The organism is Pseudomonas sp. FBCC-B1667, from assembly GCF_059133255.1.
Window position 1 is genome coordinate 3,254,604 of the sequence record NZ_CP101437.1, and the last position, 23,473, is coordinate 3,278,076.

Genomic DNA, 23,473 nt, shown 5'->3' on the forward strand with positions numbered 1-23,473 from the left:
CAGGCTGCTTTGGCTCTGTCACTTCCAAGAATCATAGGGCACGCCAAATTTTTCGACGTAGGCTTTGGATTCATCGGAGAGTGAGTCGTACTCACCCCCTGACTTACCCTCATACGGGCCACGTGGGTCAATCACCGCTTTAACCGTTGTGACCTCGATCGGTGTCATGCAAGGGCCGCCTACCCAGACTCTGGCGATACCTCCGGGGACCAGCCTTATGCCGATTGAATCACGATAACCAGTGATCCATTTCCCATCGGCCGTGCAGAACACTTTCTCCCCCTTGCGCATGATCTGCCGAGTTGCTTCGGGGATTTTAATCACCATCAGGTAGGTTTGCGGTTCGACCAGCGATTGCCAGCGGACATAGATCTGTTGGGGCAAGTCCGCCCCTGTCACACGTTTTCCACCTCCGGCAGGCCCTCTTTTCGGCCAACCAAGTGGATTGCCGACGTTGTTGGGAGGCGATTGCATTGACGCGATGCCACTCACCGCACGTTGAAACACATGGTCCTGAATGTCGACGACATCGGCTGTTTCGATCCAGACTTCCATGTAGTCAGGAGCCGAGAACCCCAGAGTCCACGCTTTGTAAGGCATTGAGCTGCTGCTAGCAAATGTGCTGCCACTGAGTAGAAAGGCGGCAAAAGCAACGCGGATAAAATTACTCATTACGGTGCACCGTGCGCACAGAGTTTTCGTCTGGTCGGTTAATGAAAACGATATTTAGGTCGCTATTGTTTCGATTTTTAGCGGCGTTCCAGTTATCGGAGATATGAACATAACGCTGGAAAAGCAGTTCCTCCTCTTGCGAGGTTAGCCCGGTTGTTTTTCTTTGCCCCTGGGCATAGGCCATCAGTTTTTCGGAGATAGTGACGAGCTCCGCAGGTAGCGCAAGTCTTGGGTTTTTCTCGGGGATACGTCGAAAAGGTACTCCATTTTCCACTGCCAGTTCGCGCATGATCCGAAAGTAGATCAAGGACAAGTCACTGCGGACTTCACGCTGGCTGCTAACTGCGGCATAAACGTATTTCATATCTTTTCGATTTTCTTTGCCCGTGGTACGAAACGGCACCTCCCACGTGCGGATTTCCAACGGAAGGTTATATTGGGCTAATTGATCCTGAAGCCGCCTCAAGTCCTCTTGGGCAACCTTGTAACTGTTAGCTTCAACAAAAGATGTCCTTTCGTCGACCGGACTTTTACGCGGTTTGCTGAGCAGTATCCGTTCCATCGCCTTGGGTAAATAGCCGCCACCCAGGTCCGAGTGCACGCCCGGCAAGATAATATCGGCCGTCCCAAGACTGTTGAGGGCAAAGTTATAACGACGTTCATTACGAGCGACCAATTGCACGACCTTTTTCGCTGCATCAGGTGCCAAAAATATATTGATTCCAGGGTTATAAGCGTTATTACCATTCCAGTCCCCTACAAGCGGATTGGCAATGGCTGCGACAGTGTCGTAAACACCTATGAAGTTTATGGAAACATCAGAATGCGGTATCCAAGCGAAGGTGTCGGAGAAAACTGCCCCGCCAATCGGTAATGCTTTGGCGAGGATACTTTGGTTGCCCTTCAATACCTCATTGGCAAAGTCCCTTGCTGCTGCTGACCCTCGGCTGAAGCCGAAGATATCGAACTCGATTTTTTCCACGCGCTTATCGGGATTGTTCTCCTGAAAGGTCTGGAGGGCTTTTAGAATTAACGCTGGAGTTTCTTCAACTCGAGCCCGGACGCCCTGCACACCTATACCAGTACCTTGAGAAAAGGTGGAATCTTCTGCGGTACTGCTGGTACCGATGCCGTCCACATAAACTCGCAGGCTAGCCGTCTTGGTATCGATTGGCCTCGCTATGTTCGAGTGGTCTTCATAAAGATCATATAACCTGGCCACGTTACTGATGTCGTTGCCATAGCTGTTGTCCGGGGAGCTCCCTTTGCCGTCATAACCGTAAGCGGCGCAGAAGTGACGGATGTCCTCGGCCATATCCTGCAGGTTTACATCCGGAGCGTAACAACCATAAACACGCTCGCTATTGTTACGGTTATTCCCCGTACCATCAAAGAACATCCCAATCCGCAACGTAATATCTTCCAGCTCAACCTCTTCTTCCTCTTCCTCCAGCTCTTCCTCCTCAGCCGGACGTGCTTCCTTAGGCTCCGAATCCGCCACCGCATTAAACTTGCCAACCGGCGGAGCACTCAGCAGTTTCCCTGCCGCGGCAGCCGCTGCTGCACCCGGTGTAATCGGCGGAAGAATCTGAATCCCACTCCCCGCACCCGGCGCCCCACCCGAATTGGTCTTCACCTCAGCCCCACTAATTGTCACGCCCCCCGCATCCACCTTGATGAAGCTCCCGCCAGCCTTGGCCGTCAGTTCCATCCCGCCTTCAACCACCACCTTGTCGCCAGCGTTGTAGTGAATCTCTTCACCCGCCTCGACAAACTGCGCCGTGCCGACCTTCACATGCTGGGTCGTCGCCACCGTCAGGTGATCATCGGCCCGCGCTTCAGTCTTGCGGTCCAGGTGAGTGATGCGGTGTTCTTCAACCTTGAACTCGCTGAAGACATTGGCTTCGACCGTGTCGTGCCGCTCGTTGCCGACGCGGATTTTCTGGTCGTGTTCGATGTTTTCATCCCAGTCTCGCTGGGCGTGGAGGTAGATCTGTTCGGCGCCTTTTTTGTCTTCGATGCGAAATTCGTTGTAGCCCTTGCCGCCCGGTGAGCTGAGGGTTTTGAAGGTGCTGCGGGTTTTATTCGCCGGCAGGTCGTAGGGGACGACGTTTTCCTTGTGGTACAGGCAGCCGGTGACCAGTGGCTGGTCGGGGTCGCCTTCGAGGAAGGTGACGAGCACTTCCATGCCGACACGCGGGATGGCGATGCCGCCGTAGGCACTGCCGGCCCAGCCGGTGGCGACGCGCAACCAGCAGCTGGTTTTGTCGTTAGCCTGGCCGTCGCGGTCCCAGAAGAATTGCACTTTGACGCGACCGAATTCGTCGCAATGGATTTCTTCGCCCGGCGGGCCGGTGACGATGGCGGTCTGGCTGCCGAGGACTTGCGGTTTCGGGTGTTCGAGGGCCGGGCGGTAGTGTGCGTCCCACGGCGTGGCGAGGAAGCGGTTGCGGTAGCCCTGGTGGAAATCGTCTTTGTTGTGGGTGACGTCGCTGGTGATGTTCTCGCCGAGCACCTGCGGCTGTTTGCCTTCGTGGACGACTTCCAGCAGCAGCCAGAGGTCGTTCCACTCGGCGCGAGGGTGTTCGCTGAGGGCCAGGAAGTGGCCGCTGACCAACGTCGGTTCGTCACCTTTGCCTTCAGCGAGTTTGTAATCGCTGCGATGACGTTCCAGCGCACGGGTTGCCAGTTGTTTGCCGCGTTCGCGGGTGAGGAAGAGGCCGGGGTAATCGTAGTCTTCGAGGTCCGGAGCGACTCCGCTCTTGGCGGCGCCTTCGGGCAGGATGCGTGGCTTCTCGAAGTCGTAGTCGCGGCGGCTGACGCGGCTGGTGCGGGTTTCCAGGCGCAGGTTGAAGCGTTTGATTACCGGTTTCTCGGCGGCCATGCCGGAATCTTGCTGGTAGGCCACGGGCGCGAGTTTGCGGAACACGGTCTGGTCATCGCCGAACACCAGCGTGTGGCCGCTGGCGCTGTGCTGGAAGTGGAAGTGAATGCCTTCTTCTTCGCACAGGCGCTGGATGAAATGCAGGTCGGATTCGTCGTACTGCACGCAGTAGTCGCGGTCCGGGTAGACCGCGCCGCACTGAAAGCTGTAGGCGTCAGCGAGGATGCCGCGTGCTTCCAGGACCTGCGCGATGATCTTCGGCACGCTTAACTGCTGGAAGATTTGCTGGTCGTGGTTGTGGCGCAGGTAGGCCAGTTGCGGGCACAGGCTGATGCTGTAGCGGGTCAGCTTTTTGCCCGAATCGCCTTGCTCGATGCGATAGACCAGGCCATGGATGAGGCCTTTGCCGGTTGCGCCGAAGGTCAGGCAACCGGGTTTGTGCAGGATGTCTTCGAGTTTCAGGTCGGGGCGGGTGCTGACCAGTTCGATGTCGAAACAGAACGGCTGGTTGAGGGCTTCACGGCCGACGAAACTGAGCACTTGCAGGTCGGCGGAAACGCCTTCCAGCGTGAGGGAAATATGGGTTGCGTTAGCGTCCAGCATGCCTTGAATTCCGTCCTTTGGATAAGCTGGGGCGGATGGTGCAGGATTAAACGGCCTCGTTCAAGGCGCAAATGGCGTAGGCGCGGGGGGCTCGGGGTATCGGGAAAACCCTTAGTGGCACGGTTTTGGCCAGTGAATGCGGGGGGATACATCACTTGATGTGCCGCTCTTGAAGTGGTGAATGGCTGGCATTTGCGGTGTAAGTGATACCGCCTTCGCGAGCAAGCCCGCTCCCACATTGGATCTCCAGTAAACACAGATATTGTGTTCGGTGATTATCAAATGTGGGAGCGGGCTTGCTCGCGAAGGGGCCATTAGCCTCAGAGAAGATCCAACTGATGCCGATACGGCAAATCCGGCCCGGTCTTGCTGCACGTCAACGCCGCCGCCTGCACCGCGAACTTCAACATCCCGTCAATCTGCTCACGGCCGAGCGATTGCACACCTTCCACCGAATCCAGCTGTTGCTCAGTCAACCAAGTAATCAACGCCGCCTGAAACGTATCGCCAGCCCCCACGGTGTCGGCAATTTTCACCGAACTGGCCGGTGCCGACCACGAACCATGAGCCCGACTAAACACCGTTGCGCCTTCGCCACCCCGGGTCAAAAACACCAACTGACAACGATGCTGCAACCAGCCTTCAATCACCCGTTGCGGGTCCTGTTCGGGGTACAACAGGCTCAAATCCTCATCGCTGACTTTGATCAGGTCCGCATACTCGACCAGCGTCGCGATACGTTTACGCCACAGGTCAATGTTCGGTTCAGGATTGAGCCGCACATTCGGGTCGAGGCTGATCAGGCGTTGACCGCTTTCGCGCTGCACCAGCGCGAGCAATGTGTCGGCAATCGGTTGCACCACCAACGAGAACGAACCGACGTGCAAACCGCGCACGTCAGGCCCCAATTCCGGCAGGTGTTCCGGTTTCAACTGACGGTCCGCGCAGCCTTCACCGCGAAAGCTGTAATGCGGTGAGCCGTCGGCGCCCACCGCAACCATCGCCAACGTCGTCGGTGCGGCGAAGTCTACGAGGAAGTCCGGGCGTACGCCTTCGTCCTTTAACACTTGCTGCAAACGTCGGCCGAGGTAGTCGGTGGACAGTCCGGCAAACAGTGCCGAGTCCACGCCCAAGCGGCGCAAACCGACCGCGACGTTGAACGGCGAGCCGCCGGCAATCGCCTTGAAATTCACTTTTGAAGCCAGGCCGCTGGCATCTTCTTCGCTGAAGAAATCGAACAGCGCTTCGCCACACACCAGATACATAATTGTTCACTCTTTAAAGGGTTGCGACATGCTGTTGATAGCGTTCGTAGGCCTGCTGACAGGCCGCTACATGATCTGCAATCGGCGAGGTTTCGCTGGCCAGGTCGAGTTTGACGCAACGCTCGCACAGGTCCGCCAGACTGTCTTCCTGGCCGTTTGCCCAGGATTTGCACCACGCCGCCTGAATCGCCGCGCCGAGGGCGGCGGCTTCGCTGTGTTCGGTGCAGATCACGGGCGTATTCATGATGTCGGCGACGATCTGTCGCCACACCGGACTCTTCGAGCCGCCACCGATCAGGCAGATGCTGCGGCTTTGTAAGCCATTCTGGCGCAGCAGGTCCAGCCCATAACGCAAACCGAAGGTCGTGCCTTCCACCACCGCGCGGCACAGGTTGGCCTGGGTCAGGTTGGTCATCGTCAGCCCCAGCAGGCTGCCGGTGGCGTGGGGCAGGGCGGGGACGCGTTCGCCGTTGAGGAACGGCAGCATGCTCACGCCTCCGGCCCCGATGGAGGCTTGCGCGACTAAATCGTTGAACTGTTGGATATCCAGGTCGAACAACTCGCGAATAACACCCGTCGCATTGGTCAGGTTCATCGTGCAAATCAGCGGCAGCCAGCCACCGCTGGAGGAGCAAAAGGTCGCGACTGAGGCATCGGCGCTGACTTTCGGCTGATCGGCATAGGCGTACACCGTGCCCGACGAACCAAGGCTCATGGTGATCGCGCCGGGTTTGATATTACCGGTGCCAATCGCGCCCATCATGTTGTCGCCGCCACCGCTTGAAACCAGCGCTTGCGGGTTGATGCCCAAGCGTTCGGCGATGCTCGGCAGGATCGTGCCGACCGCTTGATGGGCATCGATCAACTCCGGTAACGCGGCTTGCAGGCGCCCGCTGGGGTCGATGTCGCGCAGCAGTTGCAAGTCCCACTGGCGGGTGCGCACGTTGAAATACCCGGTGCCGGAGGCGTCGCCGTGCTCGCTGCAGCTGCGGCCGGTGAGCCAGAAGTTCAGGTAGTCGTGGGGCAGCAGGATACGGGTGATTCGGGAAAAGACCTCGGGGTGCTGTTCTTTGGTCCAGAGCAGTTTTGACACGGTATAGCCGGGTGCAATGACCACGCCGAGGCGTTCAAGTGAACCCGTTTCACCGCCTAGGTGCGCGAGCAGGCGGTCGTTTTCTGCTGTGGATTCGGTGTCGCACCAGAGTTTGGCCGGGCGCAGTACCTGGCCTTGATCGTCGAGCAGGACCAGGCCGTGTTGCTGGCCGGAGACGCCGATGCCGAGGATATGGTGGCCGTCGACGTTGGCGTCGAGCAGGGCGTTTCGGGTGGCGAGGGTGAACGCTTCCAGCCACTGATTTGTGTCCTGCTCACGGCGGCCATTGGCGCCGCTGATCAGGGTGTGGGCGGCGGCGCCCTGGCCCAGCACTTGGCCGCTGACTGCGTCGAGGACAATGGCTTTTGTGCCTTGGGTACCGCAGTCGATGCCCAGGAATAGGTGTTGGTTTGCCATGGTGGATCCTTGGTGTGTCAGGTCGATCTCGGTGAAGCCAATCGCGAGCAAGCTCGCTCCCACAGGAGATCTTTATTGGATGCGGATGTTGTGTGCGACATCGATCCAATGTGGGAGCGAGCTTGCTCGCGATGACGGTAGTCCATCCACCGCAGCACTTAAGCCAACACCCGCTCCAGCGTCCGCGTCACACCTACCTCCCGCAAGCTGTTACAGCACCACTCAAACGCCGCCACAAACCCGGCCGAATGCGGGATCGCCGTGCCAAAAATCTCCTCGACCGCCAGCAACCGCTGGGTAATCAACACATCATCCGCCACCATCCCCTGACAAAACGCCGCCCGTGGGTCCGGAATCGAATAGGTATCACCGTTCTCATCCACGCCCTTCAAGTACAGCGCCCACGCCGCCACCACCAGCGCCGCACGCTTGGTCTCGCGACCCTCGGCAATCAAGCGATTGATCGTCGGAATCGTGAACTTGGGAAACTTCGACGAACCGTCCGAGCACACCCGCTCCAATTGATCGGCAATCGCCTGATTGGAGAAGCGTTCAACCAGCGTGTCTTTGTAATCAGTCAGGTCAATCCCCGGCACCGGCGACAGTTGCGGCGTAACGTCGAGGTCCATGTAAGCACGCATGTAGCGCACGAACAGCGGGTCGTTCATGGTTTCGTGAACGAAGCGGTAACCCTTCAAAAAACCAAGATACGTCAGCGCCAGATGACTGCCATTGAGCAGTTTGATCTTCATCTCTTCATAAGGCGTGACGTCGTCCGTGAACTGCACGCCGACCTTTTCCCACGCCGGACGACCGTTGACGAACTTGTCTTCCAGCACCCATTGCACAAACGGCTCGCACACCACCGGCCAGGCGTCATCAACTGCGTGTTTGTCGGCCAGTTGCAGGCGATGTTCGGTGCTGGTCATCGGCGTGATGCGGTCGACCATGGCGTTGGGGAAACTGACGTTGCGATCGATCCATTGGCACAGATCGGCATCGCGCAACGCGGCGAAGGCCAGTAGCGCTTTGCGCGTCACCGCGCCGTTGTGCGGCAGGTTATCGCAGGACATCAACGTGAACGCCGGGGTCCCGGCGGCGCGCCGTTTGGCCAGCGCGGCACAAAGGAAACCGAACACGGTTTTCGGCGCATTCGGGTGCGCAAGATCATGCTGGATTTGCGGCAAGTGCGCCATGAACTCGCCGTTGCTGTCATCGATGCAATAACCGCCCTCGGTGATGGTCAGCGAGACGATGCGGATCTCGGGGTTGGCGAGTTTGTCGATCAGCGCGGCCGCGCCGTCCTCGGCCAACAGCATGTCGCGAATCGCTCCGATGACCCGGACTTCGGTGTCATCGGTATCGCCGAGTTCGAACAAGGTGAACAGGTAATCCTGCTCTTTAAGGTCGTCCCGGGCGCGGCGGTCTTCGGCGCGCAGACCGACCCCGCAAATCGCCCAATCCAGGCCTTCGCCCGTGTTCATCAGCGCGTCGGTGTAATACGCCTGATGGGCGCGGTGAAAACCACCGACGCCAATGTGGGCGATGCCTTGGCGGGTTTCGCTCAGGGCGTAGGCGGGCAGGACCACTTCGGGCTTGAGGTGGTGGAGATTCTGTTTATTGAGTTTCATCACATAGTCTCGATATCAGGCCGCAACGCGTAACGGACGGGTCAATGCCACGCCGTTGGCATCGAATAAATGGCAGTGTTCCGCGTCCAGGTGCAGGCTCAGCGTCTCGCCATAACGGCTGGCAAGGTCGCCGCGAACGCGCAGGGTCAGCGCTTCGCCGGAGGAGGTCACGACGTGGCAGAAAGTGTCGCTGCCCAAGCGCTCGCTGACATCGGCGGTGACTGGCAGCGTGCAGTCGCCGGGTTGTGCCAGTTCCAGGTGTTCCGGACGAATGCCCAAGGTCACCGCGCCACCGACACTCAGGTTGGCGCCGGTCAACGGCAAGGTGATACGAGCACCGGCGTCGAGCAGCACTTCACAGCTTTGGCTGTCGATACGGGTGACGTTGCCTTTGAGGAAGCCCATTTTCGGCGTGCCCAGAAATCCTGCGACAAACAGGTTGGCCGGTTGGTGATACAGGTCCAGCGGCGAGCCGACCTGTTCGATTTTACCGCCGTTGAGCACCACCACTTTGTCAGCCATGGTCATGGCTTCGACCTGATCGTGGGTCACGTAGATCATCGTCGCTTGCAGTTCTTTGTGCAGTCGCAGCAATTCCAGGCGCATCTGCACACGCAGGGCGGCGTCGAGGTTGGACAGCGGTTCGTCAAACAGGAAGATTTTCGGGTTGCGCACAATCGCCCGGCCGATGGCCACGCGCTGACGCTGGCCGCCTGACAGTTGTTTTGGTTTGCGTTCGAGCATCGGCCCCAGTTCGAGGATGCGCGCCGCTTCGCCGACTTTCTTCTCGACCTCCGCTTTCGGCACGCCCGCCAGATCAAGGGCAAACGACATGTTCTTTTTCACGGTCATGTGCGGGTACAGGGCGTAGGTCTGGAACACCATCGCCAGGTCCCGCTTGGCCGGGCTGACTTCGGTGATGTCGCGGCCATCAAGCTCGATGGTGCCGCCGCTGACTTCTTCCAGTCCGGCGATCAGGCGCAGCAGGGTGGATTTGCCACAACCCGACGGGCCGACGAACACCACGAACTCCTTGTCGTTCACTTCCAGGTCGATGCCTTTGATGATGGAAAAGCCTTCGAAGCCTTTTTGCAGATTCTTGATTTTCAGGTTGGCCATGGTGGCGCTCCTTTTATGCTTATTCTTTGAGGGCTATTTCACGGCGCCGAACGACAGGCCGCGGACCAATTGTTTCTGGCTGATCCAGCCGAAGATCAGGATCGGCGCGCAGGCCAGCGTCGACACCGCCGACAACTTGGCCCAGAACAGGCCTTCAGGGCTTGAGTAGGAGGCAATCAATGCGGTCAGTGGTGCGGCTTTGGATGAGGTCAGGTTCAGGGACCAGAACGCCTCGTTCCAGCACAGGATCAGCGACAGCAAAACGGTTGAAGCCAGGCCACCCTTGGCAATCGGCAGCAGCACCCGGACCATTTCCTGCCACAGCGTGGCACCGTCGAGGCGCGCGGCTTCGAGGATGTCTTTGGGGATGTCCTTGAAGTAGGTGTAAATCATCCAGACCACAATCGGCAGGTTGATCAGTGTGTAGATCACGATCAGCGCGATCCGCGTGTCGAGCAGTCCAAAGGTCTTGGCCAGCAGGTAGATCGGCATCAACACGCCCACCGGCGGCAGCATCTTGGTGGAGAGCATCCACAGCAGCGTGCCCTTGGTGCGTTGGGTTTCGTAGAACGCCATGGAGTAGGCGGCCGGCACGGCGATCAGCAGGCACAACGCCGTGGCGCTGAAGGAAATCACCACCGAGTTCCAGGCGAAGCTGAAGTAATCGCTGCGCTCGTTGATGTGCAGGTAGTTCTCCAGCGTTGGCGTGAAGATGAACTGCGGCGGCGTGGCAAAGGCGTCGATTTCGGTTTTGAAACTGGTCAGCACCATCCAGAAGATCGGGAAGAAAATCAGGATGGCGATGGCCCAGGCCAGCGTGCCGAGCAACAGGCTTTGCAGGCGACGGGATTGTTGAAGGGTCATGGCGCAGGCCTCAGGCTTTGTCTGTCAGGTTTTTGCCGATCATGCGCACCAGCACGATGGCCGCGATGTTGGCAATCACCACCGCGATCAAGCCGCCGGCGGATGCCATGCCGACGTCGAACTGCACCAGCGCCTGGTTGTAGATCAGGTAGGCGAGGTTGGTCGAGGCGTAGCCGGGGCCGCCGTTGGTGGTGGTGAAGATTTCGGCGAACACCGAGAGCAGGAAGATGGTTTCGATCATCACCACCACTGCAATCGGCCGCGCCAGGTGCGGCAACGTCAGGTGCCAGAAGATGGCGACAGGCCCGGCGCCATCGAGGCGTGCGGCTTCTTTCTGTTCCTGATCGAGGGACTGCATGGCGGTCATCAGGATCAGGATCGCGAAGGGCAGCCATTGCCAGGACACAATGATGATGATCGACAGCAGGGGGTAGTGCGCCAGCCAGTCCACCGGCTGGGCGCCGAACAGCTTCCAGACGTAGGCGAGAATCCCCGACACCGGATGGAAAATCAGGTTCTTCCAGATCAGCGCACCGACGGTGGGCATGATGAAGAACGGCGAGATCAACATGACCCGTACGATGCCGCGCCCCATGAACTCACTGGCTTCAAGCAGTGCACTGATCAGCACGCCGAACACCACGCTGATCAGCAGCACGCTGCCCACCAGCAACAAGGTGTTGCTGGCACCGGGCAGGAAGCCCGAGTCCGTCAGGAAATAGGTGAAATTCTCCAATCCGACGAACTCGTTTTCGCCCGGATTGAGCAGGTTGTAGCGAATCGTCGAGAAGTAGACGGTCATGCCCAGCGGCACGATCATCCACAGCAGCAACAAGGCCACTGAAGGGCTGACCAGAAACCAGCCGGGGTTGACCAACCGGCTTTTACGCACCGGTTGGGGAATGTCCATGTGAGCTTTGGCAGTTGAAATATTCATGGCTTCAAACCGATTAGGAACAGACATACGAAGATCGAAATGTGGGAGCGGGCTTGCTCGCGAAAGCGGTGTTCTGGGCGCTGAAGAAGCATCGGATGTACCGGCCACTTCGCGAGCAAGCCCGCTCCAACATTTGATTGCGTTAAACCTGTAGGAGCGTGGCTTGCCCCCGATGGAGGCAACCCGGTGTCCCGACTTACTTGGGATAACCGGCGCGCTTCATCTCTCGTTCGGTGGTTTGCTGGGCCGCGGTCAGTGCTTGATCGACCGTGGTTTGCCCAATCAACGCCGCCGAGAACGACTTGCCCACCTGGGTGCCGATGCCCTGGAACTCAGGAATGGTCACCAACTGAATGCCGATGTAAGGCACGGGTTTGAGCGTCGGCTTGCTCGGGTCCGCTGCTTTGAGCGATTCCAGTGTGACCTTGGCGAACGGCGCGGCATTCATGTAGGCCTCGCTGTAGGTGGAGGCGCGAGTGCCGGGCGGCACGTTGGCGATGCCATCTTTTTCCGCGACCAGCGCGCCGTATTCCTTGGACGTGGCCCAGGCACTGAACGTTTTGGCGGCGTCCTTGGCCTTGGAGCTTGTCGGGATTGCCAGCGCCCAGGAATAGAGCCACGCCGAGCCCTTGTCGGTGGTTTCGTGCGGTGCATAGGTGAAGCCAACGTGGTCGGCCACCTTGCTTTGGGTTTTGTCAGTGACGAAAGAACCGGCAACACTGGCATCGACCCAGATCGCGCACTTGCCGCTGTTGAACAGCGCCAGGTTTTCGTTGAAGCCGTTGCTGGAGGCGCCCGGTGGGCCGGACTGTTTCATGGTGTCGACATAGAAGTTCAGGGCGTTTTTCCACTCCGGACCGGTGAATTCCGGCTGCCACTTTTCATCAAACCAGCGAGCGCCATAGGCGTTGGCGATGGTGGTGATCAGCGCCATGTTCTCGCCCCAGCCAGCCTTGCCGCGCAGGCAGATACCGTACTGTTCTTTTTCCTTGTTCGTGAGTTTGCTGGCGAATTCGCCGATCTGGGTCCAGGTCGGGCGCTCGGGCATGGTCAGCCCGGCCTCTTTGAACAGGTCGGTGCGGTAATAGGTGATCGAGCTTTCGGCGTAGAACGGCAGGGCGTAAAGGGAACCCTTGACTGAAAGACCCTCACGCACCGACGGGAAGACGTCGTCGAGGGCATAAGACGCCGGCACATCCGTCATCGGCTCCAGCCAGCCCTTGGCACCCCACAATGCGGCTTCGTACATGCCGATGGTCAACACATCGAACTGTCCGCCCTGAGTGGCAATGTCAGTCGTCAGTCGTTGGCGCAGGACGTTCTCTTCCAGCACCACCCAATTAAGCTTGATGTCCGGGTGCTCGGCCTCGAAGGTTTTCGAGAGCTTTTGCATACGGATCATGTCGCTGTTGTTGACGGTGGCGATGGTCAGCGTCTGGGCGCCGAGACTGAGGTTGCTGAGGGACATGCAGGTGAGAGCAAGCAGAGCTTTTACAGAAGGTTGCATCGTGCACTCCTTTTCTGCACCCGGCGGGGACAGAAGGACAGTTATTGTTTTTGTGTCTTCCGAAGGCAGGAAGAATGTGCACTGATTACAGCCTTCAATGGATGGCGAGACAAATCGTCCATCGCACTTGAATTGATACTATTTTGCACTGAGCTTTAAAGCGGTAGACGCCGGGAAGGGCTTCTCAGCGGAAATGCACCATCGAATCCGTACAGGTTTCAGGCCGTATTACAGTCCCCTGTGGGGGCTAGCCCAGGTTCTGCTCGGTAAGGCGCTGTACCGCCAGTCGCCGGTAGTGCGACGGCGTCATGCCCTTGAGTTGCTGAAAACGCCGGTTGAAGTTGGAAATATTGTTGAAACCCGACTCGAAGCACACGTCCGTCACCGGTTTGTCGCCATCGGCCAGCAGCTCGCAGGATTTGCTGATGCGCAGGCGATTGACGAATTCGATGAAGCAGCGTCCTGTGGCTTGCTTGAAGACGCGACTGAAGTAAGTCGGCTTCATGCCCAAATGCTCGGCGACTTCCTCGAGCGACAGCTCCCGGGCGTAGTGGGCGAAGATGTAGTCCACAGCTCGGTTCGTGCGATCGATATTGTGCTCATCGGCCAATTGCGGCGTCGTTGCACCTGACAGCAATTGAAAATCGTCGGAGGCCGCCAGCAGCTCCAGCAATATGAAAAAGTGTCCGAGGCGGGTTACCCCTTGGGTGTCGGCAATGCGCTGCATCAGCGTGATGGCCTGGCGGATGGTGCGCTTGCAACGAAACTCGATGCCGTACTGTGCGCGCTCCAGCAGGGGTGAAAGGGCCTTGAGCTCCGCGAACACCTGGTGGCCGCTTTCGAACAGCTCGTCAGTGAAGTTGACCAGCATGTCGCGCTTGGGCACCACTTCATCTTCCTCGACCTGGCTGATCCAGTTATGCGGAAGGTTGGGGCCAGTAAGGAACAATGTCTCCGGATAGAAGTTGCCGATGTAGTCGCCAATGAACACTTTTCCGGAGCTGGCGACGATCAGGTGCAACTCGTATTCCTTGTGGAAATGCCAGCGCACCAGAGGGCAGGGGAATCCATGCTGGCGATAGATGATGGACAACCCGTTGTGGTCGTCCATCAGTTCGTAGGAGGGGTCTGTTACGCGGGCTGTTCGGTTCATGTCAGGACGCTTTTCTTGTTATCGCTGCCGGATCATGCCCCTTTTGGCACCTGCGATGCCAGCGTGCAACGACTTTCGCTTATGCCGGCTCATGCAACCGGTGTCCGTAAACTGCCTTCATGCTGGTAGCACTCCAGCAATAGCGGACAATATCCGCCTCATCAAAGAAATCGGTACTGATGATGCTGCATCGGGTCACCCAATCGCGGGTGGTGTGGAACCAGTCGTCGATCTGGATTTTGATGTGTTGGGGGCCACCCAGCAGCGAATAGCAGGTCGCTGGTAACGACCAGATAAAGGTCTCGTAGGGTGCTTCCGCGAGGGTTGTCTGGATGTGGGACTTCAGTTCGCTGGTATCGGTGAATCTCTTGCCATTCCACTTATGAGGAATCTGCGGCCAGAAATATTCACTGTCCAGTCCGGGTTTCGCCTGCGCCGCCAGGACGATGCGGCGCTGCAAACTGGCGCGCTTTAGCTGTTCTACGGTGTTGAATGCATCCGTAGTGCGGATTAGCCGCGACCCCAGCCGTCGCATTAAAACATCGTTGAGTTGTTGGTAATCGAAAGGCTTGGATGCATCTCCCAACTGATGAAAGTCGAAGACGATGAACTCATCCGGATTTTGCGTGAGGAACGCCGTCACCGCATCGATCAACTCATCAAGGATGCGGTGGGACTGATAGCCGTTGTGATGAAAATAGTAAACCGGTACTTGAGGGCCGGCGGTACAGCCGAGCCGGATATCGAATGCCCGTGCGCCATTGGCCAGTTGCCAGGCAAATGAATCGTTTTGGCACGTCGTCCAATTGCCGACCACCACTTCGTAGTTGGGTGCCTTCTTGTCCATCCCGGCATTGTGCGTGCCGGGCCAGACAATATCGGTCAGCTTCAACCGGCCGATGTCCAATACGTTGGTCATCCATTTCTGTTTGTCGGGTGCGGTTGTTGTGTTGAAGGTCATAACCTTTCCTTGTCGTTGATTCGCCCCGTCCTTGGGGGACTTCATGACCCAGCATAGAAGTGCCTGAGCGCATTGCCAGTCACGGAAACACGTGCACAAGAATAGCGATTTAGTGGCACGGTAGCTTAGGGTTCCGCGAGGCCGAACGTGAAGCATGGTGCTTACGTACGGTTCGCTATTAACAGGTGAGTGCCGGGCGAGGGTGAATACAACGGTTGATGCACCCCGTTTATTATTGGCTCTCTATAGTGGGGTTTTATTCTTGGCCTCAATCCATTGAGCCATATACTGCGTACTTTTATGGTGGTGGTGACGCAACATGCTGCCCGTAAAGTTATCGCTTCTAAGTTGCGTCAGGTTTTGTTGGCAGTACAACAATTTATCGATGAGTGCCGGACCATGTTCAGACTGTCGATAACGATCGGCCAACAACGTCTGCCCCAGGGATTGGGCGTCTTTCCACAGAGCTTGATCCTGGTACAGTCGAACCGCGCTCTCGGCGAACGCCTGAGCTGTCCGGGTCACTGCGCCGGGCCACAGATGCTCGCCATGCATCGCTTCAGCGCCGATTGGCGTTGTCACCGTCGGCGTGCCGCACAGCATGGCGTCGACGATCTTGCCTTTGATACCTGCACCAAATCGCAGGGGTGCCAGACACACCCGTGCCGCCGACATGACTTGTAAGGCATCTTCAGCCCAGTTCATCACATGAAAGCCCTGCGCCGGGTTGTGCAAGGCCGTGGCCTTGGGCGGTGTGTAAGCGCCGTAGATATGCAATTGCGCCTTGGGCAATTGTTCGCGAATCAGTGGCCAGATAGCCGTTTTCATCCAGAGCACCGCGTCCCAGTTCGGTGCATGGCGAAAGTTGCCGATACTCAAAAAATGCGCACGGTCTGCAAACGCCGTTGGCGGCACACTCGGCGGATCGACCATCAACGGACACCAGTGCAACAAGTGGCGTGGCAATTTGAACTGTTCCACCAGCAAAGCGATTTCCACCTCGGAAATCATCAGGTTCACGTCGCAACGATACAGCGCGGCGATCTCGCGTTTCGCCAGGTCCGTATTCGCCATCAACTCGAATTCTTCGTGCAATGCCGGGACAAACAGCTCGCTGAAGTCATTGGCGTCATCACGGTCTTTCAATCGATCTTTCAGTCGTTGATGCCGGGCATGGCGCAGGCTTTGCAAATCCGACGTCTCAAGCACGCGTAACGCGTCGGGGCACTGTTTTTCAACGCGCCAGCCGAATTGCTCCTCCATCATGAACTGGTCGAACAGCACGATATCCGGCGCCAGTTCAGTGATGAAGGCGTCGAAGCTGCTGTTGTTCAATTCGATGGCGACTTCACGGATGCCCAGCGCGGTGAGGTCCGCCCGGTGTTCACCGGTGCCGGCCGGGCTGCTGAAGGTGATGTCCCAGCCTTGCTGCAAGAACGTATCGAGGATTTGCATGACATGCCCGCTGGCCGCTGAAGAGCGGGGCTCGGGCCAAACGTAACCAATAACCAGAACTTTGGTTGCGCGGGGCTGACTCATTAACGGGTATTCCTTGGTGCGGGTAATGGAGAGGGGTGTTACGAAGAAATCAGGCTTGGCTGTCGAGCATGGACTTGACCTTGTCCCGCAGCTGATCAATCGAAAACGGTTTGCCGATCACCTGCATGCCGGCAGGCACCTCAATGCTCTCGGCATAGCCGCTGGCGAACAGGATGGGCAACTCAGGGCGCAGCACTCGCGCCTGGGTGGCCAGTTCTCGGCCGTCCATCACGGGCAGGCCGACATCGGTCATCATCAAATCGATGTGTTGTTTTTTGTCGTTGAGAAATTTCAGGGCCTGTTCGCTGCCATCCGCCTCAAGAACTTTGAACTCCAGCTCCTCCAGCACGTCAACGATCAGCATGCGCACGATGGCATCGTCTTCGACTACTAAAATGATGGAGGCGTCGGTGGACATAGTGGTTACTCGCAAAAATTGAATTCGGGGGGGCCAGGTCGATTGAAATCACCGGGCTCTTGCATGAGTAAGTGGCGGATCCCGACAAGTTCCCAGCGTTGTGCAAAAAAGAATAGCTGTACAAGACGGCAAGGATAACCGCTCCGTTCGCGCTCGCGCAGCTAATTGCGGGGATTTGCCCTGATACGTGGCAGAAAATTGGATCAACACGCCGTATTTGGGGCAAACTCCATCATTTCGAACAGTTCGACAAGGCCTCCCCATGACCACTGCGTCTTCGGTTGAAGAGCAACGATTCCGCAAACTCCTGAGCCGCAACGTCAGCCTGCCATTAGGTGTGGGTGTCATCAGTGCGGTGTTTTTTGTCTCGCTGATCACTTATCTGTTGTCGGTGATCCAGTGGGTGGAGCACACCGATCGGGTGATCAATAACGCCAATGAAGCGGCCAGGCTGACCGTCGATCTGGAAACCGGCATGCGCGGTTACCTGTTGACCGGTGATGATCACTTTCTTGATCCCTACGAAACGGCCAAGCCCAGAATAGCCGTCGCTCTTGCAACCTTGCTCGAACTCACCGCGGACAACCCGGCGCAAACCGATCGCTTGCGTCGTCTGCAGGCGTTGCAGACCGAGTGGGCGACCTACGCGCAATCGATGATCGATTTGCAGCGCACCAGCGGTGATTATCGTGGCGCGGTCAGGACCGGGCGCGGCAAGCGCCTGACCGATGAAATTCGCAAGCAGTTTGAAGAAGTGGTCGACATGGAGCAGCAGCTGCGCGCCTCGCGCAGCGACGAAGTGCGTCGTACCACGATTTGGAGCATTGGCCTGTACCTGTTGTTCGTCGCCAGTATCAGTGCCTTGCTCGCCTTCATTGGCCGACGCGACCTGCTTAATCTCTCGCAAATTTACAGTGCCAACCTTGCTGCGCAGCAAGCCAGCGCCCTGCGTCTGGAACAACAAGCCTGGCTGCGAAACGGCCAGACCGAGTTGGCCGAGCAAGTGCTGGGGCAGTTGAGCCTGAACTTATTGGGCCGCAACATCCTGCAATTCTGCGCGCAGTACCTGGGCACGGCTGTTTCCGCCATTTATGTGCGCGAAGACCACGGTGGCCTCAAGCGCATTGCTTCGTACGGTTTCTCTCGCGAGCAGGAGGAGCGGGACCAGCAGATCTACAATGATGAAGGGATTGTCGGGCAGGTCGCGAACCAGGCCCGCCTGATTCGTCTGGATGATGTGCCGAGCAATTACTTCAAGGTCAGTTCCGGCCTCGGCGAAGGTCTGCCCCACAGCGTGCTCGTGGTACCGACCAGTGACGACGACCGGGTCAACGGTGTGATCGAACTGGGCTTCCTGCGGCCGTTGTCCGATCGGGACATCGAGTTGCTGGAGTTGATTGCCGGCAACATCGGCACGTCCATCGAGGCGGCGCGCTATCGCCAGCGCTTGCAGGAAGTGTTGGCTGAAACCCAGCAGCTCAACGAAGCGCTGCAGGTGCAGCAAGAAGAGCTCAAGACCGCCAACGAAGAGCTCGAGGAACAGTCGCGGATTCTCAAGGAGTCCCAAGCGCACCTGGAAACCCAGCAGGTGGAGCTTGAGCAGACCAATGAACAGCTCGCCGAGCAGGCGCAGATCCTCGCAGACCAGCGCGATGCCATGGACCAGAAGAATACCCAGCTGAACCTGGCCCAGGTGCAGCTTGAGGACCGCGCCCTGGAGCTGCAACGCTCCAGCAAGTACAAGTCAGAGTTTCTCGCCAACATGTCACACGAACTGCGCACGCCGCTGAACAGTTCGTTGATCCTGGCCAAATTGCTCGCTGAAAACGCTCAGGAAAACCTCACCGCCGAGCAGGTGAAATTCGCCGAGTCGATTTATTCCGCCGGTAATGACTTGCTCAACCTGATCAACGACATTCTCGACATTTCCAAAGTCGAGGCCGGCAAGCTGGAGATGCGTCCGGAGAACGTCAGCGTCGAGCGTCTGATCGACGGCTTGCGCGGGATGTTCGAGCCGATGGCGGCTGACAAGCACCTCGCGTTTCACGTCGAGTTGCAACCCGGTGCGCCGAAGATGCTTTTCACCGACCGCCAGCGTCTTGAGCAGGTGATCAAAAACCTGCTCTCGAACGCGGTGAAATTCACCGAGAAAGGTACGGTCAGCTTTACCGTGGCTTCGCAACCGAATGATGGCGTGGCCTTCATCATCCGCGACTCGGGCATTGGAATCGCCGAAGACCAGCAGGACAGCATTTTCGAAGCGTTCCGCCAGGCGGACGGCACCACCAATCGTCGCTACGGCGGCACCGGCCTGGGCTTGTCGATTTCCCGGGACCTGGCCGCGTTGCTCGGTGGTTCGATCAGCGTTAGCAGTGAGCCGGGGCAGGGCAGTGTGTTTACGCTGGTGTTGCCTCAGCAATACGTCGAGCCGGGCGACGAGCCTGTTGAGCCGATGAAGGCTTCACCTGTAGCAATCACCCCCCGTGTGGCACCGGCAGCGCTGGCGCCACTGGTTGCTCCGGGTGATATTCCTCGATTCAACGACGACCGCACCCAGGCGCCCTTCAAGACCCGGTGCATTCTGATCGTGGAGGATGAGCCGAATTTCGCGAACATCCTGTTCGACCTGGCGCACGAACTGGGCTATCAGTGTCTGGTCGCCCACGGGGCCGACGAAGGGTATGACCTGGCCAAGGAGTTCATTCCCGACGCCATCCTGCTGGACATGCGCCTGCCGGATCATTCCGGGCTGACCGTGCTGCAGCGCCTGAAAGAGCACGCTGAAACCCGACACATCCCGGTTCACGTGATTTCCGTTGAAGACCGGGTCGAGGCCGCCATGCACATGGGCGCCATCGGTTACGCGGTCAAGCCGACGACTCGCGAAGAACTCAAGGATGTGTTCGCCCGCCTCGAAGCCAAGCTGACCCAGAAGGTCAAGCGCGTGCTGCTGGTGGAAGACGACGATCTGCAGCGCGACAGCATTGCTCGCCTGATTGGCGACGAGGACATCGAAATCACGGCGGTAGGCCTGGCTCAGGACGCGCTGGACCAGCTGCGCACGACGATTTTCGACTGCATGATTATCGACTTGAAATTGCCGGATATGCTCGGCAATGACTTGCTCAAGCACATGTCCACGGAAGACATCTGCTCGTTCCCTCCGGTGATTGTCTACACCGGACGCAACCTGACCCGCGACGAAGAGACCGAACTGCGCAAGTATTCGCGCTCGATCATCATCAAGGGTGCGCGCTCGCCAGAGCGCTTGCTGGATGAGGTCACACTCTTTCTGCACAAGGTCGAATCGACGTTGTCCCATGAACGGCAGAGGATGCTCAAGACCGCGCGCAGCCGCGACAAGGTCTTTGAGGGTCGCAAAGTGCTGCTGGTGGACGACGATGTACGCAACATCTTCGCCCTCACCAGTGCCCTGGAGCAAAAGGGCGCAGTGGTGGTCATTGGTCGAAACGGTCGTGAGGCGATTGAACGGTTGAATGAAGTCGAGGACATCGACCTGGTATTGATGGACGTGATGATGCCGGAGATGGATGGCTTCGAAGCCACTATCGAGATTCGCAAGGACCCGCGCTGGCGCAAGCTGCCGATCATTGCAGTGACGGCCAAGGCCATGAAGGACGATCAGGAGCGCTGCTTGCAGGCCGGCTCCAATGATTACCTGGCCAAGCCCATCGACCTGGATCGCCTGTTCTCGCTGATTCGCGTGTGGTTACCAAAGATGGAACGCATTTAGTGGAAGGCCTTTATTCAGTGGAGCGAAACAGCGACATCGAATTGCGCTTGTTGATCGAGGCGATTTACCTCAAGTACAGCTACGACTTTCGCGACTACTCCGGTGCTTCGATCAAGCGTCGGGTGAATCATGCGCTGGTTCAATTCGAGTGCAACACCATTTCGGCCTTGCAGGAAAAAGTCCTGCACGATCCGACTGCGTTCATGCAATTGCTTCAACTGCTGACGATCCCGGTCAGCGAGATGTTCCGCGACCCTTCGCACTTCCTCGCGATCCGCAAGGAAGTCGTGCCGCTGCTCAGGACCTATCCCTCGATCAAGATCTGGATTGCCGGGTGCAGTACCGGTGAAGAGGTCTATTCGATGGCGATCCTGTTGCGCGAAGAAGGTTTGCTGGACCGCACCATCCTTTATGCCACCGACATCAACCCGCGCTCGCTGGACAAGGCCAGGCAAGGGATTTTCTCCATGGAGAATGTCCGCGCCTACACTGCTAATTACCAGCAGGCAGGTGGCCAGTGCTCATTCGCCGATTACTACACGGCGGCCTATGGCTACGCCATTTTCGACAAGAGCCTGTGCGAGAACGTGACCTTCGCTGATCACAGTCTGGCAACTGATAGCGTTTTTTCTGAGACTCAATTAATTTCGTGTCGTAACGTATTGATTTATTTCAATAAAAAACTTCAGGATCGGGCCTTCGGATTGTTCCATGAGTCGTTGTGTCATCGTGGTTTCCTGGTATTGGGCAGTAAAGAAACCCCGGATTTTTCGGCCTTCGGCAACCAATTCGAGCCGCTGGTCAAACAAGAACGGATCTACCGAAAATCATGAACGACGCTGCCGCTGTTCCTTCAATTGAAGCCATTGTGATCGGCGCTTCGGCCGGCGGCGTAGAGGCGTTGCTGACGATTCTCAGCCCGCTGCGCGAAGGCTTCGCACTGCCGATCATTGTCGTGTTGCACCTGCCCGACGAGCGTCGCAGCCTGTTGGCCGAAGTGTTTGCACGCCGGGTGACGATGCCTGTGCAGGAAGCGAACGATAAAACCCGGATTGAAGCCGGGACGTTGTATTTCGCCACACCCGGTTATCACTTGTCGGTGGAGCATGACCGCAGCTTGTCGTTGAGTCTGGAAGATCGCCTCCACCATTCGCGACCCGCCATCGATTACCTGTTTGAGTCCGCTGCCGACACCTACGGTTCAGCCTTGGCCGCCGTGTTGTTGACCGGGGCCAATCGCGACGGTGCGCAGGGTTTGTTTCACGTCAAACGTCGCGGTGGCATGACCATCGTGCAAGACCCGAATGAAGCCCAGGTCGCAACCATGCCCCAGGCGGCGCTGGATATTCATGATCCAGACCATATTCTCCCTATCGGCGGCATCGGCCGTCTGCTTGTCGAGCTGGAACGAATAGCATGCTAAGTAACATCCAAGCCAAACTGCTGATCGTCGACGATCTGCCGGAGAACCTGTTGGCGCTCGAAGCGCTGATCAAGCGTGAAGACCGCATGGTCTACAAAGCCTTGTCTGCCGACGAAGCCTTGTCACTGCTGTTGCAGCACGAATTTGCCATGGCAATTCTCGATGTACAGATGCCTGGCATGAACGGCTTCGAGTTGGCCGAGTTGATGCGCGGCACGGAAAAAACCAAAAACATCCCGATTGTATTCGTCAGCGCTGCCGGCCGGGAGTTGAACTACGCGTTCAAAGGTTACGAAAGCGGTGCAGTGGATTTCCTGCACAAGCCGTTGGACATTCACGCGGTCAAGAGCAAGGTCAACGTGTTCGTTGACCTGTACCGCCAAAGCAAAGCGATGAAGCAGCAGGTTGAAGCGCTGGAGCAGAGCCGCCGCGAGCAGGAAGCGTTGCTCAAACAATTGCAGAGCACTCAGCTGGAACTGGAGCAAGCGGTGCGCATGCGTGATGACTTCATGTCAATTGTCGCCCATGAAGTGCGCACGCCGCTCAATGGCCTGATCCTCGAAACCCAACTGCGCAAGATGCACCTGGCCCGGGACAACGCCTCGGCGTTCACCCTGGACAAGATGCACGCCATGGTCGACCGTGACGAGCGGCAGATCAAAAGCCTGATCCGCCTGATCGAAGACATGCTGGACGTGTCGCGCATTCGCACCGGCAAACTGTCGATCCGGCCAACGAAGTTCGACCTGGTGCAATTGGTCGGTAATCTGCTGGATAACTTCAAGCCGCAGGTCGAGGCCGCCGAGTGTTCCACGCGCTTTACCGCCGAGCAGCCAGTGGTCGGCAACTGGGATGAATTTCGCATCGAGCAAGTGATTTCCAATCTGCTCACCAACGCCTTGCGTTATGGTGGCAAAAGCCAGATTGATGTGCGGGTCTACGTACAGGACGGTCAGGCGCGGGTCGAGGTGCAGGATCAAGGGATCGGCATCAGTGAAGAAAACCAGAAGCGTATTTTTCAACAGTTCGAGCGTGTTTGCGCCAAGACCGTGGTCTCGGGGCTGGGTCTTGGACTGTTTATTTCCGAGCAGATTATCGCCGCCCATGGCGGTTCCATCGCCGTCGAGAGCAAAATCAACGAAGGCGCTTTATTTCGCGTCTGTCTGCCGCTTTAGGAAATGAGCCAGATAAACGCAACCTCTGAGCGGCCCCACGGTCGTATCAGCAGCTATT

17 protein-coding genes are annotated in these 23,473 nt (G+C 57.8%); 4 read left to right on the forward strand and 13 right to left on the reverse strand.

Going from position 1 to position 23,473, the window contains the following annotated elements:
- Positions 1-18: 18 nt before the first annotated feature.
- From NL116_RS14895 to NL116_RS14955, 13 genes are all read right to left on the reverse strand, one after another.
- Positions 19-672 carry a DUF2931 family protein gene (locus NL116_RS14895; RefSeq protein ID WP_494377847.1) on the reverse strand — a complete coding sequence of 218 codons (654 nt, stop codon included), beginning with the start codon at positions 670-672 and terminating at the stop codon, positions 19-21.
- On the reverse strand, positions 665-4,159 hold the full coding sequence (gene tssI / locus NL116_RS14900) for a type VI secretion system tip protein TssI/VgrG (protein WP_494377848.1): 3,495 nt from the start codon (positions 4,157-4,159) through the stop codon (positions 665-667). Before tssI ends, NL116_RS14895 begins: the two co-directional genes overlap by 8 nt.
- Before the next feature lie 320 nt (positions 4,160-4,479).
- Positions 4,480-5,424: a carbohydrate kinase family protein gene (locus NL116_RS14905; protein WP_494377849.1), complete on the reverse strand. Its 945-nt coding sequence runs from the start codon at positions 5,422-5,424 to the stop codon at positions 4,480-4,482.
- A 13-nt stretch (positions 5,425-5,437) separates the two neighbouring features.
- A complete protein-coding gene (xylB, locus tag NL116_RS14910; protein ID WP_494377850.1) occupies positions 5,438-6,934 on the reverse strand; it encodes a xylulokinase in 1,497 nt (498 codons plus the stop codon).
- 158 nt (positions 6,935-7,092) lie between these two features.
- Positions 7,093-8,565, reverse strand: coding sequence for a mannitol dehydrogenase family protein (locus NL116_RS14915; protein WP_494377851.1), 1,473 nt, complete (start codon positions 8,563-8,565; stop codon positions 7,093-7,095).
- Between the two features lie 15 nt (positions 8,566-8,580).
- Positions 8,581-9,684 (reverse strand): ABC transporter ATP-binding protein, encoded by a 1,104-nt coding sequence (locus tag NL116_RS14920; protein WP_494377852.1) that lies wholly within the window; start codon positions 9,682-9,684, stop codon positions 8,581-8,583.
- 33 nt (positions 9,685-9,717) lie between these two features.
- The gene (locus NL116_RS14925) at positions 9,718-10,548 is read right to left on the reverse strand and encodes a carbohydrate ABC transporter permease (RefSeq protein ID WP_123431547.1); all 831 of its coding nucleotides are present in this window, start codon (positions 10,546-10,548) and stop codon (positions 9,718-9,720) included.
- A gap of 10 nt (positions 10,549-10,558) precedes the next feature.
- Complete coding sequence (locus NL116_RS14930) at positions 10,559-11,485, reverse strand: carbohydrate ABC transporter permease (protein WP_494377853.1); 927 nt, start codon at positions 11,483-11,485, stop codon at positions 10,559-10,561.
- A 196-nt stretch (positions 11,486-11,681) separates the two neighbouring features.
- Positions 11,682-12,992 carry an ABC transporter substrate-binding protein gene (locus NL116_RS14935; protein WP_494377854.1) on the reverse strand — a complete coding sequence of 437 codons (1,311 nt, stop codon included), beginning with the start codon at positions 12,990-12,992 and terminating at the stop codon, positions 11,682-11,684.
- 247 nt (positions 12,993-13,239) lie between these two features.
- A complete protein-coding gene (locus NL116_RS14940; protein WP_494377855.1) occupies positions 13,240-14,145 on the reverse strand; it encodes an AraC family transcriptional regulator in 906 nt (301 codons plus the stop codon).
- 79 nt (positions 14,146-14,224) lie between these two features.
- Positions 14,225-15,106 (reverse strand): phosphatidylinositol-specific phospholipase C domain-containing protein, encoded by an 882-nt coding sequence (locus NL116_RS14945; RefSeq protein WP_494377856.1) that lies wholly within the window; start codon positions 15,104-15,106, stop codon positions 14,225-14,227.
- Positions 15,107-15,349: 243 nt separating this feature from the next.
- Complete coding sequence (locus tag NL116_RS14950) at positions 15,350-16,645, reverse strand: glycosyltransferase (RefSeq protein WP_494377857.1); 1,296 nt, start codon at positions 16,643-16,645, stop codon at positions 15,350-15,352.
- 49 nt (positions 16,646-16,694) lie between these two features.
- Complete coding sequence (locus NL116_RS14955; protein ID WP_494377858.1) at positions 16,695-17,063, reverse strand: response regulator; 369 nt, start codon at positions 17,061-17,063, stop codon at positions 16,695-16,697.
- Positions 17,064-17,325: 262 nt separating this feature from the next.
- Between NL116_RS14955 and NL116_RS14960 the strand changes: the two genes are divergently transcribed.
- Genes NL116_RS14960 through NL116_RS14975 form a run of 4 tightly spaced genes read left to right on the forward strand, consistent with a single transcriptional unit; the run spans position 17,326 to position 23,415 of the window.
- Positions 17,326-20,817 (forward strand): response regulator, encoded by a 3,492-nt coding sequence (locus NL116_RS14960; RefSeq protein ID WP_494377859.1) that lies wholly within the window; start codon positions 17,326-17,328, stop codon positions 20,815-20,817.
- Entirely contained in the window at positions 20,817-21,650 is an 834-nt protein-coding gene (locus NL116_RS14965) for a CheR family methyltransferase (RefSeq protein WP_494377860.1), read from the forward strand. The genes NL116_RS14960 and NL116_RS14965 overlap by 1 nt, the downstream gene beginning before the upstream one ends.
- On the forward strand, positions 21,647-22,240 hold the full coding sequence (locus tag NL116_RS14970; RefSeq protein ID WP_494377861.1) for a chemotaxis protein CheB: 594 nt from the start codon (positions 21,647-21,649) through the stop codon (positions 22,238-22,240). Before NL116_RS14965 ends, NL116_RS14970 begins: the two co-directional genes overlap by 4 nt.
- Positions 22,234-23,415 carry a hybrid sensor histidine kinase/response regulator gene (locus tag NL116_RS14975; RefSeq protein WP_494377862.1) on the forward strand — a complete coding sequence of 394 codons (1,182 nt, stop codon included), beginning with the start codon at positions 22,234-22,236 and terminating at the stop codon, positions 23,413-23,415. The genes NL116_RS14970 and NL116_RS14975 overlap by 7 nt, the downstream gene beginning before the upstream one ends.
- Positions 23,416-23,473 lie beyond the last annotated feature (58 nt).